The sequence below is a fragment of the Streptomyces cahuitamycinicus genome (assembly GCF_002891435.1).
In the GTDB taxonomy this organism is placed as follows: Bacteria; Actinomycetota; Actinomycetes; order Streptomycetales; family Streptomycetaceae; genus Streptomyces; species Streptomyces cahuitamycinicus.
Genome location: NZ_POUC01000219.1, coordinates 1 through 12,977, shown reverse-complemented (window position 1 = coordinate 12,977; position 12,977 = coordinate 1). Strand labels below are relative to the sequence as shown.

14 protein-coding genes and 1 pseudogene are annotated in these 12,977 nt (G+C 71.6%); 7 read left to right on the top strand and 8 right to left on the bottom strand.

Annotation, left to right across the window (positions count from 1 at the left end; genetic code table 11):
- The first annotated feature begins 107 nt into the window (after nt 1-107).
- Nucleotides 108-437 (top strand): plasmid mobilization protein, encoded by a 330-nt coding sequence (locus C1J00_RS25835; protein WP_180989698.1) that lies wholly within the window; start codon nt 108-110, stop codon nt 435-437.
- Complete coding sequence (locus C1J00_RS25830) at nt 434-910, top strand: PIN domain-containing protein (protein WP_180989697.1); 477 nt, start codon at nt 434-436, stop codon at nt 908-910. The genes C1J00_RS25835 and C1J00_RS25830 overlap by 4 nt, the downstream gene beginning before the upstream one ends.
- A 1,036-nt stretch (nt 911-1,946) precedes the next feature.
- Here C1J00_RS25830 and C1J00_RS45950 read toward each other — a convergent pair.
- The 5 genes and pseudogenes from C1J00_RS45950 to C1J00_RS25800 all read right to left on the bottom strand — a co-directional run bounded on the left by C1J00_RS45950 (nt 1,947) and on the right by C1J00_RS25800 (nt 5,480).
- A complete protein-coding gene (locus tag C1J00_RS45950; RefSeq protein WP_245936504.1) occupies nt 1,947-2,255 on the bottom strand; it encodes a hypothetical protein in 309 nt (102 codons plus the stop codon).
- Between the two features lie 373 nt (nt 2,256-2,628).
- A complete protein-coding gene (locus C1J00_RS25815; RefSeq protein ID WP_102911439.1) occupies nt 2,629-3,084 on the bottom strand; it encodes an ATP-binding protein in 456 nt (151 codons plus the stop codon).
- A 162-nt stretch (nt 3,085-3,246) separates the two neighbouring features.
- Entirely contained in the window at nt 3,247-4,158 is a 912-nt protein-coding gene (locus C1J00_RS25810) for a helix-turn-helix domain-containing protein (protein ID WP_102911438.1), read from the bottom strand.
- A gap of 381 nt (nt 4,159-4,539) precedes the next feature.
- Nucleotides 4,540-4,866, bottom strand: a pseudogene (locus C1J00_RS25805) (MazG-like family protein); the annotation flags it as partial.
- Between the two features lie 56 nt (nt 4,867-4,922).
- Complete coding sequence (locus tag C1J00_RS25800; protein ID WP_102911437.1) at nt 4,923-5,480, bottom strand: DoxX family protein; 558 nt, start codon at nt 5,478-5,480, stop codon at nt 4,923-4,925.
- A gap of 158 nt (nt 5,481-5,638) precedes the next feature.
- Here C1J00_RS25800 and C1J00_RS25795 point away from each other — a divergent pair, with 158 nt between their 5' ends.
- Entirely contained in the window at nt 5,639-5,965 is a 327-nt protein-coding gene (locus C1J00_RS25795) for a nuclear transport factor 2-like protein (protein ID WP_102911436.1), read from the top strand.
- Between the two features lie 278 nt (nt 5,966-6,243).
- On the opposite strand, the gene C1J00_RS25790 is transcribed toward C1J00_RS25795, so the two are convergent.
- Nucleotides 6,244-7,083, bottom strand: a complete 840-nt coding sequence (locus C1J00_RS25790; protein WP_102911435.1) for an SDR family oxidoreductase — start codon at nt 7,081-7,083, stop codon at nt 6,244-6,246.
- Between the two features lie 52 nt (nt 7,084-7,135).
- Nucleotides 7,136-8,158: a Gfo/Idh/MocA family protein gene (locus tag C1J00_RS25785; RefSeq protein WP_102911434.1), complete on the bottom strand. Its 1,023-nt coding sequence runs from the start codon at nt 8,156-8,158 to the stop codon at nt 7,136-7,138.
- Nucleotides 8,159-8,244: 86 nt separating this feature from the next.
- Between C1J00_RS25785 and C1J00_RS25780 the strand changes: the two genes are divergently transcribed.
- The 4 genes from C1J00_RS25780 (at nt 8,245) to C1J00_RS25765 (ending at nt 12,393) form a co-directional block, all read left to right on the top strand.
- Complete coding sequence (locus tag C1J00_RS25780; protein WP_102911433.1) at nt 8,245-9,615, top strand: multidrug effflux MFS transporter; 1,371 nt, start codon at nt 8,245-8,247, stop codon at nt 9,613-9,615.
- The gene (locus C1J00_RS25775; RefSeq protein WP_102911432.1) at nt 9,558-10,736 is read left to right on the top strand and encodes a serine hydrolase domain-containing protein; all 1,179 of its coding nucleotides are present in this window, start codon (nt 9,558-9,560) and stop codon (nt 10,734-10,736) included. Before C1J00_RS25780 ends, C1J00_RS25775 begins: the two co-directional genes overlap by 58 nt.
- A gap of 243 nt (nt 10,737-10,979) precedes the next feature.
- Complete coding sequence (locus C1J00_RS25770; protein WP_102911431.1) at nt 10,980-11,963, top strand: small ribosomal subunit Rsm22 family protein; 984 nt, start codon at nt 10,980-10,982, stop codon at nt 11,961-11,963.
- 76 nt (nt 11,964-12,039) lie between these two features.
- The gene (locus tag C1J00_RS25765) at nt 12,040-12,393 is read left to right on the top strand and encodes a hypothetical protein (protein WP_102911430.1); all 354 of its coding nucleotides are present in this window, start codon (nt 12,040-12,042) and stop codon (nt 12,391-12,393) included.
- A 231-nt stretch (nt 12,394-12,624) separates the two neighbouring features.
- Here C1J00_RS25765 and C1J00_RS25760 read toward each other — a convergent pair whose 3' ends face one another.
- Nucleotides 12,625-12,834: a DUF6243 family protein gene (locus C1J00_RS25760; protein ID WP_180989696.1), complete on the bottom strand. Its 210-nt coding sequence runs from the start codon at nt 12,832-12,834 to the stop codon at nt 12,625-12,627.
- Nucleotides 12,835-12,977 lie beyond the last annotated feature (143 nt).

Genomic DNA, 12,977 nt, shown 5'->3' with positions numbered 1-12,977 from the left:
GGTGGGCGGGGGCGGACGGAACGGCGTACCGGAGACGATGCGTGTCCGGTTGCCCACCTCGACCGGCCACGCTCGCACGGACGTCATACGCGTATTACGATGCCATCGTGGCGAGGACACGCATCAGCATCAGCTTGGAGCAGGACCAGGCCGAACGCATCAGGCAGCACGCGGAACGGGCGGGCATGGACGTCTCGGCCTACCTGGTGCATGCCGCGACGCGCCAGATGGCCGAGAGCGACGCCATAGAGGAACAGTTCGCCGAGGTGGACGCACTCATCGCCCGGGCGGAGCGAGCGGCGGACGGGCTGCCCGCAGAACCCGCCCCGGAACCGACCGCGGAGCTGACAGAGCAGGAACGCCGTGAGGTGGAGGAGGCCCTGGCGCTCGTCCACGGCCGCGACCGGCAAGGCCGCCGTCCGGGACACGCCGCGTGAGCGCACGGGTGCCCGTCTACGACACCGGCATGCTCATCGCACTGGCCGACCGCAAGGCGAAGGCGGTGGCCCTCCACGAGGGACTGCGCACGGTCCCGCACCGGGCGCTCGTGCTCGGACCGGTCCTCGCCCAGGTGTGGCGCCCCCGGCCGGCACTGGTGCACGCCCTGTCCGGCATCCTGAAGGACTGCACCGTCCCTCAGGCCCGTACGTCCGAGCCGCCCATGCGTGAGACGAAGGCGGGCCGTCCGGAGTGTCTGGCCTGCGCTACGGGCCCGGACCTCGCGGACTGGCGGCGCATCGGCACCGCTCTGGGGCGGGCGACCCTGCCGGCGAAGAAGCGGCCGGACGCGTGGGTGGCACTGGCAGCGGCCCGGCACGGCAGCGCGGTCATCTTCACCACCGACCCGGGGGACATCCACGCCTACCTGACGGTTCTCGCGCCGACGGACGTGCACGTGGTCGCTGTCTGATGACCGGAGTCCCGCTCGGCCCCGTCCAGGCAACACGCAGGCGTGAACAAGCCGTCGGCATGAGCGGGGCACGGGGCTCGGCCCTCCGCAGAGGCGCTCCGCGAGCGGGTACCGAGGCGATCAGCCACCAACGGCAACGGCCATCCAGTGCCACGGCCTCCTCGAGCGCCGACCGCTGAACTCGCCCAGAGTCCTCCACCCACTTCGCCACTTACCCACGGCCGTGGTAAGTGGCAAGGCATGAGCAGGTGCACAGAAAGCCCTGGGCGTTCTGGCAGGACGAGTTGCACCTTTCACGCGGGTTGTACTCATGGCCGATGAGGACGCTCGGGTACCTGCGGAGCAGCTCCCTGCTGATGCGGGGGAAGTGAGCGCTGGCCACCGTCCAGCACCCCTCGCGGCTGTCCCACCGGAACGATCTATCGCTTCCGACCCAGCCGGAGAGCTTCCGCTCGTGCTCCCACCTGGTGTGAGCCGGGAACCAGACGCCGAACCACCCTTTGGCGGGCAAGCCGATTGTCGGCAGGTGCTCACCCTGATAATTCGGCAGCCACTCAGGGGGCTTGAGGTACTCGGTCTTCTCCCGCAGGGCACGCCTGCGCCTTTTGTCCCCGCCCGTAATCCGTCGGCTACGTCGAGGCCCGGGCCCCCACTCGACCGACACATGTGCGGCGAGCTGACCGGAGGCATAGCAGGGGAAACGACTTACCGGCCTGTCATGGGCGACCACGCGGCCGTCCTGGCCGACCTCGATGGAGTTGCGGCACTTCAAACACGTGCGGTTGAACCTTCCGCCACCCACAAGCACCCCCTAGGTTGCGCTGATGTCTCCCGTATCCGCTGCTGCGTCCTGCGGTTCCAGGCCAGCGCCTTGTCGGCTGTCTCGAACGGGATGTTCCGTGTGAACTCGCTCCGACTCTGGAGAGAGCGGCCCCGCGGCAACCGCATTGCCGTGGCGGAGGCGGGGTGTCCGACGCCCATCGGTGTGCCGAGGGCCGGTCAGGCGAGATCCCGACCTTCGGCGGTGTGCTGCGCGTCAGTCATGCCACGACGTCGGGGGTGGGCCGAATGCGCGACGGCCGGCCCTCACGGCCAGAGTGGCCATGGCAGCGTTGGCTCCACCACCGATCACTGCGCCGATACCGAACGGTGCCACTCGACCGAGAACGATGATTCCCTGCTTGGTCCCGTACTTCGTGATGAAGTTCTTCCCCAAGATCTTGTTGATCTGACGCAACGTCTCGACTGGCACCTTGGCGACAACCTGACGTCCCCAGTGTTGCCCCGTACGCTCGGCGACCTTGGTGACGGTGGCGGAGCAGCTCCCGCCGAGCATGATTCCCATCACGATCGTTCGGCGTCGCTCGATCTCGTCGATGGGGACTCCGTGGACTTCGGCGACCGAGAGCGCGAAGAGGGCGCTCAGTTCAAGAGACGAGAGGGCCTCGCCTGCCGACAGTGCCAGTGCGACTCCCGTGCCGACGCCGGGCGCGGCTGCGGTTCCTCCAACCGCGCTGAGTTTCCCACTCAGGCTGTCGGTTCTGGGGCGTTCTCCCGAACAGCCCCTACCTGTCCAGGCTTGGAGCCGTTGCGGTCTGCCCCATCGACTGCGAGGTCGCCGTCAGTACCTCCCAGGGCCTCATCGAACCGGCTCAAGTGTGGCGGCGGCTCACCCGGGCGTCCGGCATGAACTCATCGGCCGTTGCGCAGGGTTGTGCTCAGTGGTCAGACCAGACCTGCTCGCTGAGCGTGTCCGGGCTGGGGACGCGCAGACGCAATTCGGCCCAGATCGTCTTGCCGCCGGGCGGGTACGGCTCGACGCCCCAACGGTCGGCGAGGGCAGTGACCAGGAGGAGGCCGCGACCGGACTCGGAGTCGGGGGACGGTCCGCAGTCCGCAGGCGGCGACGGGAGGCGCTCATCCCGGGCGTCGGTGACGGCGATGCGGAGCAGACTGGCCGTGGCGTCGAGGGTGAGAGTGAGCCGGAAGTCGCGGCCGTTGACACGACCGTGCAGGGCGGCGTTGGCCGCGAGTTCGGCCACGATCTGCTCGGCGCGCTCGGTGACCCCGGGTGACACCGGCCACGCACGGAGCTGCTCGGCGGCGAGGAGGCGGGCGAGGACCCGACGGATCCTCAGACCACGGCATCTCCGGACGACGCCCTGGCGGGCCAGATCGGGGGCCGGCCGCGGCTGGGTGACGAGCGTGGGCGCTCAGGACGGACCGGGCGGGTATGCATGTCGGCGGCCACTTCGGCCAGGACGTGCGGCACCCGGTAAGCCGGGCTGCCGGCCGAGTCCGGAGTCACGTCGAGCCGCGCGCAGAAGCGGCCGGGGTCAGGCCTGTTCCCCGGCGCGCAGCGCCCGCGCCAGCCACTGAAGCTCCTCGGTCGCGTCGGGCGACGCATACTGTCCGCGCACACGGGCGACGAGCCTGCGGTAGCGCTCCGCCCCTGCCTCGATCCCGGCCTCCAGGCTGCGCAGCACAGCGGCCCGATCGGCGTCTCCGAACAGGTCGGACAGCACCTCGGCCGCTGCCGGCCCCTCGGGAGCGACCCCGCGTTTCCTGACCTCCGCGACTCTCTGCACGATGTGCCTGGCCCACCAGATGGACGCCCCGGGGGGACGGGTCTGCCCCGGCACGGGCGTGTTGAGCCTCAGCCATGTGCGCAACAGGGCACGAAAGCCGGGGTCCCGCACCAGTTCGGCCAGTTCGATCCAGGCGTCGACCTGTTCCGGTGCGGGATCGTCGGGCAAGTCGATGCTGAGGTTGCGCATGCGGTCGCGCAGGCGCGGGTCGACGTCGAGACCGCCGAACACCTCCTCCTTGAACTCGTCGACGATCTGCCTGCGTTCGGCGGCGGAGAGCCGCGCCAACCGGTTCATCAGTGCGGTCTCCTCAGCGGTCGAACCCCGCTTCGCGACGGTGGAAAGGACGGCCCGGTTCACCTTGAGCGAGCGGATCTGCGCGTCGAGCGCGGCCACATGCGCGTCGGCGACCTCGGCGACCGTGGTGCGGCCGCTCAGCACGAGGCACACGTCGTCGAGCCCGAGGCCGAGCTCCCGCAGGGTGCGGACCAGCTCGACGCGGGCCACGGACCCGGCGTCGTACAGCCGGTAGCCGCTCGCGGAGCGGGCCACAGGCGGCACCGCGCCCTCGTCCGACCAGAAGCGCAGGGTACGCACGGGAAGTCCGGTGCGGCGCGCGAGCCGGCCGATGGTGAGCACGTCGGGGTGTTCGTCGTCCATGCGTCAGATACTGGACCTTCCAGCCGCTGGAGACTCAAGCGCCTCAGCGCGACACGACATCCGGGGTTCTCCAGAGTTCTCCCCCGGCCACACCCGTCGACTCGGCGCCCTCGGACGAGCGCCGGGTCCGCAGCCCACGCACACTCACCGGCCCATGGGGGACGAGTCGCCGCGTACTCGTAGCCGCCGCCGTGAACAAGACCCGGGCACCGCGCTCCAAGCCGGCCGTTCGTCCTTCCGCGCCGAGCCACGAAGAGGTCTCTCACGCCACTGAGTGACCGATCAACCGCCGAGGGCCCCTGTGGGAGGCTGGGATGTCTCACCCCCGTCGGCCTGCCGGTTCTCGAGGAGACGGGATGCCGCGAGGGAGGGAGACGCCGCTCCCGACGACCGCTGCGCGACCCGCTCCAGATGCCTTCCGAACACCTCCCGCGCCTGAGGCGTCAACGTCCGCAACGCCATCAACGCCGTGATGGCGACATCACACAACTCCGCCTCCACGTCGTCCCACGTATGCGTGACCCCCTTGCGCGGGTTCTGCCCCGTCGCCCCGATCACCGCCGCCGAGACTTCGCCGACCTCCTCCGACAGTTTCAGGATGCGCAGGAGGAGGCCCTCGCGGCCCTCGACGGGACGGTTGGTGTCGAGCCACTCGTGCAAGGCGTCGATGGTGGACCAGAGTTCAGGGGCGGGGGATTGTTCGTTCATGGGGGCGCAGCCTGCCATGCGGGACTGACAACGCCCCGGGTTCCGGTCCCCGGCCCCTACTCCATGTACTCCTCCTCGAACAACGCCTCCTGCTCCCCCTCCTTCGCCTTCCGCAGGCGCCTCGCCCGGGCTCCCACCACCACGGCCGTGCCCGCCGCCGTCGCCGCGAAGGCCGCCGGGATCATCCAGCCGCGGTTCACCGCGTGGCCGAGCAGGTGGTCGAGGGAGAGGCGGCCCGGGCCGGTGACGGCCAGGCCCGCGGCCGTCAGGCCCAGGGTCGCCGCGTACTCGTAGCCGCCGCCCTGGTTGAAGAAGCCGTTCGGGGCGTGCACCGCCGCGGCGCCCGCCATCGCGCCGGCCGCCGCCGCGCCCGCGGCCGGGGTGGCCAGGCCCAGGGCCAGTAGCGTGCCGCCACCGGTCTCCGCGAGGCCCGCCGCCGTCGCGCTCGCCTTGCCGGGGACATAGCCGACGGACTCCATGAACTGGCCGGTCCCCTCGATGCCGTGCCCGCCGAACCAGCCGAACAGCTTCTGCGCGCCGTGGGCGGCCAGCGCACCGCCCGTCCCCAGCCGGAGCAGCAGCAGGCCCAGATCACGTCGGTCGTTACGCCTCACGTCGACTCCCGGAGCAGACAGCAGGAACAGAGGGGCTCTCCTCTTGGCGTCTCCACCGTCGCACCCCTCACACCCCGCGACACCCGGCGGACCCGTCCGGGACGCCGTTCGGGTGGCACGGGTGGCGTGCGAAGGCGGCCGGTACGAGGCTGGCTCGCATGACGATTCAGACCACGCGCCTCAGCGATCCGGCCGTCCGGGCCTTCGTGGCCGCCGTGAACAACCACGACCGCGAGAGCTTCATGGCGCTCCTCGCGCCGGGCGCGACCATGACGGACGACGGCTCCGACCGGGACCTCGCCGACTGGGTCGACCGGGAGATCTTCTCCTCGCACGGTCACATGGAGGTCGACAACGAGTCCAACGGCGGCCGTTCCCTCCTGGCCCGCTACAGCAACGACACCTGGGGCGAGATGCGCACCCGGTGGAGCTTCACCGTGGACGAGGACGGCAGGATCAGTCGCTTCGAGACCGGCCAGGCCTGACCCCCGCACCGCCTGGACGTCCCCTCCTGCAGCTGTGCGGCAGCCGTTCCACACGCACCGGTGCGTACTCCGCGGTCCCTCGCGGAATCCACCCCCACCCGGTGCGGTGGAACGACCGCCGCCACCCCCCTTGAATGTGGCCAATGGGGAAGCGATCTGCTCCAACTGTGAAGCTTTGGTGTAGGAGAGTTGAGCATAAGTCCCCTACCGGCCGCAATGGGGCGGACGTTGCTATTCCGTTTGTGCAGGTTGACGAGTTGACGAACTCGGTCGCGCGCTCAGCCGCGTCCGACGTACGGCATCGCCGTCGCCAGTACGGTCGCGAACTGCACGTTCGCCTCCAGCGGCAGCTCCGCCATGTGCCGCACCGTGCGGGCCACGTCCGCGACGTCCATCACCGGTTCCGGGGTGACTTCCCCGTTCGCCTGCAGAGCTCCTGTCTGCATACGGGACGTCATGTCCGTGGCCGCGTTGCCGATGTCGATCTGGCCGACGGCGATCCCGTACGGCCGCCCGTCCAGGGAGAGGGACTTCGTCAGGCCGGTCAGCGCGTGCTTGGTCGCGGTGTAGGCCACCGACAGCGGGCGGGGCGTGTGCGCGGAGATCGAGCCGTTGTTGATGATCCGGCCGCCCTGCGGGTTTTGCTCCTTCATCTGCCGGTACGCCGCCTGCGCGCACAGGAACGCCCCGTTGAGGTTGGTGTCCACCACATGCCGCCAGGCCTCGTAGGGCAGCTCCTCGACCGGGACGCCACCGGGGCCGAACGTGCCGGCGTTGTTGAACAGCAGGTCGACCCGGCCGAAGCGCTCGACGGTCGCGGCGAAGAGGGCGTTCACGTCCTCGGGGCGTGAGACGTCCGTCCGTACCGCCAGGGACGCGGCCCTCAATGCGGGAGAGACGCCCCCGGTCTCCGGAGTCAGGCCCCCGGTCTCCGGAGTCACGCCCCCGGAGGCCGGAGTGGCCGCACGCGCCAGGGCCGCCGTCTCCTCCAGCGTCTCGACCCGCCGGCCCGCCAGCGCCACCGACCAGCCCGCACGCAGCAGTTCCACGGCGACCGCCCGGCCGATGCCGGAGCCCGCCCCGGTCACCACCGCGATCGCATTTCCCTTGGCATTCATGGCCCCGCAGCGTACGGGAGCACTCCCGCGGCCACGCCCGGATACGACGGCGTCAGACGGGCGTGAGTTCCGGCTCGCCCGTCTCGTCGGGGTAGCGGACGCCGACGCGGTCGCGGATCGCGTCGAGCGTCCGCATCACGGCGAGCGTGCCGTCCAGCGGCACCAGCGGGGACTCCGTCTCACCGGCGCGTACGGCCCGCATCACCTCGGCCGCCTCGTGCCGCATGCTGTTGCGTGGCCCGTCCGCCGGGTCGGCCGTGAACTCCTCCGCGTCACGGCCGTCCCGGTGCAGGACGAAACGGTCCGGGAAGAAGAACCCGTGCGGGATGTCGATCCGGCCCCTGGACCCGGTCACCGAGGCGGAGGTCGCCGTACCGCCCACGATGGAGCAGTGCACCGAGCCGAGGGCGCCGCTGTCGAAGGAGAGCACCGCCGCCGTCTGGAGGTCGACGCCCTCCTCGGAGAGCACCGCCCGCGCCGCGACGTCCGACGGCTCCCCGAGCAGCAGCTGCGCGAACGACACCGGATACACGCCCAGATCGAGCAGCGCGCCGCCGCCCAGCTCCGGGTTGCGCAGCCGGTGCGAGGGCGGGAACGGGCCCGCCAGCCCGAAGTCGGCCTGAACGCTGCGCACCTCGCCGATCGCCCCGTCGTCGACGAGCGCCTTGAGCCGCCGTACCAGCGGGTTGCAGTACATCCACATCGCCTCCATCAGGAAGCGGCCGTGCTCCCGCGCCAGCGCGACGAGTTCCTCCGCCTCGCGCACGTTCAGCGTGAACGGCTTCTCGCACAGCACGTGCCGCCCGGCCGCCAGACACAGCCCGGCGGCGGTCCGGTGCGCCGTGTGCGGGGTGGCGACGTAGACGACATCGATGTCCTCGTCCTGCGCGAGCGCGTTCCAGTCGCCGTAGGCCCGGGGGATCCCGAACCGCTCCGCGAACGTCTTCGCCGACGCCTCCGACCGCGACGCCACCGCCACGACCTCCGCGTCCGGCAGGTCGATCAGATCCGCGGTGAACGCGCCCGCTATTCCGCCGGTCGCCAGGATCCCCCACCGCACCGTGTCCGCCGTCATTGCCGCCCTGCCTTCACCTCGTGACCCTGAGCACTGCGTACGAGCTGAGAGCATAGGTGGCGATCGACATGTAGAGGGAGGGACTCATGCCCGAGGGTGGGGCGTCCATATCGAAGACCGCACACGAGGCATCGAGGACCGAGCACAAGACATCGGACGCCGCGCACGAGGCATCGGACACCGCACACGAGGCCGCAGCCGGGACGGAGCGGTCCGACCGCACACCGCACCGCCGCACCGGGCTCCTGGTCACCTTCCTCCTCGGAAGCCTGACCGCCGTGCCACCGCTGGCGATGGACATGTACCTCCCGGCCCTGCCGGAGGTCACCCGCGCCCTGCACGCCCCGGCCGCGACCGTCCAGCTCACCCTCACCACCTGCCTGGCCGGCATGGCGCTCGGGCAGCTCGTGGTCGGACCGATGAGCGACCGGTGGGGGCGTCGTCGCCCCCTCCTCGCCGGGCTCGCCGTCTTCGTCGTCGCCACCGTCCTGTGCGCGCTCGCCCCCACCGTCGAGCTGCTGGTGGCCTTCCGGCTGGCCCAGGGCCTCGCCGGCGCAGCCGCCATCGTGATCGCCCGGGCCGTCGTCCGCGACCTCTACGACGGCATGGCCATGGCCCGCTTCTTCTCCACCCTCATGCTGATCTCCGGCGTCGCCCCGGTCGTGGCGCCGCTGATCGGCGGGCAGGTCCTGCGCGTCACGGACTGGCGGGGCGTGTTCGCCGTCCTCACGGTCATCGGCGTGCTGATCGGGCTCCTGGTCTGGGCGCGGCTGCCCGAGACCCTGGCGCCCGCCGAGCGGCACAGCGGCGGCGTCGGCGAGGCCCTGCGTTCGATGCGCGGCCTGCTCGCCGACCGCTCCTTCACCGGCTACACCCTCGCCGGCGGCTTCGCCTTCGCCTCCCTGTTCGCCTACATCTCGGCCTCCCCGTTCGTCGTCCAGGAGATCTACGGCGCCTCCCCGCAGACGTTCAGCCTGCTGTTCGGCGTCAACTCCGTCGGGCTGGTCCTCGTCGGCCAGATCAACGGCAAGATCCTGGTCGGCCGGGTCAGCCTGGACCGGGTTCTGGGCATCGGCCTCGCGATCGTCATCACCGCCGCGACCGCGCTGCTGCTGATGTCCCTGGGCGTCTTCGGCGAGGTCGGTCTTGTGCCCGTCGCCGCCGCGCTGTTCGTGCTGATGTCCGCGATGGGCATCACCCTGCCCAACACCCAGGCGCTCGCCCTGATGCGCACCAAGCAGGCCGCCGGGTCGGCGTCCGCCCTGCTCGGCGCGTTCTCCTTCCTCATCGGCGCGATCGCCTCGCCCCTCGTCGGCATCGCCGGGGAGGACACCGCCCTCCCGATGGCCGTCGTCCAACTGGCCGCCGCACTGGTGGCACTTGCCTGCTTCATGGGAATGTGCCGACCCTGGAAGAAGGAGAGCAGCCGCCCGAGCGTGGAGGGAGCAGTCAGCTGAGCGCACCCAGACTGCGCGACGGCACGCCGGAACGGGCCGGACTCGACCCAGCGGAGCTGCGTCACCTCGTCCGGGAGGTCCACGTCCTGACCACCGGGCAGCGCCCCTGGGCGCCCGGAGCGGTCCTGGTCGTCGGGCGAGGCCCGGTGATCGCGGTGGAGGAGGCCGCGGGCTGGGCCGTGCGCTACGCGGCCTACGACCCCGAGGCCGACGCCGGGGTGGAACTGGCCCCCGAGGACCGGGTCCCGATGACCGTGGCCACACCCTTCGACCTGGCGTCCCTGACCAAACTGTTCACGTCGGTGGCCGCCGTGCAGCAGATCGAGCGCGGCACGCTCGGCATCGACGCGAGGGTCGGGGCCTACCTGCCCGACTTCACGGCGGCCGCCCGGCACGGGATCACCGTGCGGCAGCTGCTCACCCACACCTCCGGGCTGCGGCCCGAACTCCCGCTGTACGACTGTGCCGACGACGCGCAACGGCTGGCCGCGCTCCAGGCGGAGGAGCCGGTCGGGGCGCCGGGCACGTACGGCTACTCCGACCTGAACATGCTCCTCCTCCAGTACGTCCTGGAGCGTGTCACGGGCCGCACCCTCGACGTCCTCGTCCACGACGGCATCACCCGGCCGCTGGGCATGACGGCGACGGACTTCGGGCCCTGCCCCGGCGCCGCGGCGACGGAGGACCAGCGGCGGCCGTGGGCCAAGGCGGACCGGGGGATGCTGCGGGGCGAGGTCCACGACGAGAACGCCTGGGCCCTCGGGGGCGTGGCCGGCCACGCGGGTCTGTTCTCCACCGGCCGGGACCTCGCGGTGTTCTGCCGCACCCTCCTCGCCGGCGGCTCCTACGGCCCCGCCCGCATCCTCGGCCCCGACTTCGTCGAGCTCCTCTTCACCCCGCCGGGCCTCGGCTTTTCCCTCGACCAGCCCTGGTTCATGGGCGACCTGGCCGGCCGCGGCGCGGCGGGCCACACGGGCTTCACGGGCACGTCCCTCGTCCTCGACCCGGCCACGGACACGTTCCTGATCCTCCTCACCAACGCGGTCCACCCACGCCGCCGCCACCCCGACAGCGCGCCGAGAGCGGCAGCGGCGTCACGGGTGGCCCGGGCGGTGCGGTGATCCCTCCGGGGGCGCCGGCGAGGGAATCAGCCGGTGGAGTCCGGGCGAGGACGACGTCTGCACCGGACGGCCGACGGGCCCCACGCGTGGACGGCCGTGCCCTCCCGTGATGGCCGCCACGGGCGGCCACCGGCCCTGGGCCAGGGGTGGGTCACCGCTGGTCGGCTTGTGCAGCGGCTCCCCCCGGGCGGGGGTCTCACCCGTGAACGCAACCCGGCCCGGCCGGCCTCGTAGAATCGCCGGGTGAACGCCCCCGTACCCCAGGCCGAACATCTCCGTGCCGCGCTCGCCGGTCTGCTCGACGGATTGCCGCCCCGGCAGGCCTCGCAGGCGGTCGAGCGGCTGATCGCCAGCTATCGGGGGGCCACGCCGACCGACGCTCCCATCCTCCGGGACCGGGCCGACGTCGTCGCCTACGCCGCCTACCGGATGCCCGCGACCTTCGAGGCGGTGCGCTCCGCGCTGGAGGCGTTCGCCGACGCGGCGCCCGAGTGGGTGCCGGGCGGGCACACCGACCTCGGCGGGGGCACGGGCGCCGCGGCCTGGGCCGTGAACGCGGTCTGGGGCGGGGAGCGGCCCGTCACCGTGCTCGACTGGGCCGAGCCCGCGCTCGCCCTGGGGCGGGAGATCGCCGCGGCCGGCCCGGAGCTGCGGGACGTACGCTGGCAGCGCTCCCGGATCGGAGCGGCGCTCACCCTCGACAGCACGGACCTCGTCACCGTGTCCTACGTCCTCAACGAGCTGACCGCTGCCGACCGCACCGCCCTCGTCGACGCCGCCGCGGCCGCCGCGCAGGCCGTGGTGATCGTCGAGCCCGGCACTCCCGACGGCTACGCCCGCCTCATCGAGGCCCGCGACCGGTTGATCACGGCCGGTTTCCGCATCGCCGCCCCCTGCCCGCACAGCGCCGCCTGCCCCATCGCTCCCGGCACGGACTGGTGCCACTTCTCCGCCCGGGTCAGCCGCTCCTCCCTGCACCGACAGGTCAAGGGTGGCTCCCTCGCCTACGAGGACGAGAAGTTCGCCTACGTCGCCGCCGCCCGCTTCCCCGTCGAACCGGCTGCCAGCCGGGTCGTCCGGCGCCCCCAGATCCGCAAGGGCCAGGTCCTCCTCGACCTGTGCGAGAGCGAACCGTCCCTGCGCCGCGCCACCGTCACCAAACGCCATGGCGACCTGTACAAGGCCGCGCGGGACGCCGACTGGGGAGACGCCTGGCCGCCCTCCTGAGCTTCTGTCAGGTACGCGTAAGATCAACTCGCGCCTTCGGGCGTGAGCAACGCGTACCACCGAAACGGGAGGAACCTTGAAGAAACTGCTGATCGCCCCGCTGGCGGCGGCGGCCCTGGCCGTGACCGGGCTCGTGCCGAGCGCCTCCGGCGCGGCGACCGCCAAGGGCGACGACATGGCCACCGTCGCCGCGACGGCGAAGTGCAAGAGCCTCACGGCCCTGTCGACCGTTCACGTCCGCAAGTCGGCCAGCACACGGTCCACCAGCCTGCGCCTCTGGTACAAGGGCACCAAGGGCTGCGACATCAAGGGCGTCGACGGCGGCTCGTACAAGAACACCTGCGGGATCGACAGCTACCACTACTGGCGCAAGGTCAACTACCGCGGCACCGTGGGCTACGTGCCCAACGTGTGCGTGAAGTACTCCTGACCCGCCCAGCGGGCCGGCGTGTCCTCCGCCGCCGTCCGGTCGGCGGGGACAGGTCCGCGAGGTCGGCCCCGTGATCACCGCCCGGCGCCCACAGCACCCGTGTGTCCGGGCCTCGGGGCGGAAGCGCTCGGCCACCGCCTGGTCCTGGGTGCCGTAGACGAACAGCGGCCCATGCCGCGCCGCCGGACCCAGCGGTCGATGTCGACCGCTCTCCCTCGCGCGAGGGAGAGCTCACGACACCTCGCCGGCCGTGTCCTCCTCCTGTCCCTCCCGCTGCTGTCGTTTCTCCTGGAGCTTGCGCAGCAGTTCGCGCTTCTGCGCCCGCGGGTCGAGACCGCCGCCGATCCGGCCGCCCCGGCCGCCGCCGCGCAGCTCCTCGCGGCCGAGGGTCCTGCGCGATCCGCCGACCCCCAGCATGTTTCCGGCTCCGCCTCGGGTCATCTCGGGCTCCTTCCCTGACTCCGATTCCGCAACGAGACGGTTCGTCTCGTGCGTACCGCTACTGTCCGCGAGACGCTCCGTCTTGTCAACCTGATAACTTCGACTCATGGCCGCTCAGAAATCCACCCAGCCCGCCCCCGGGA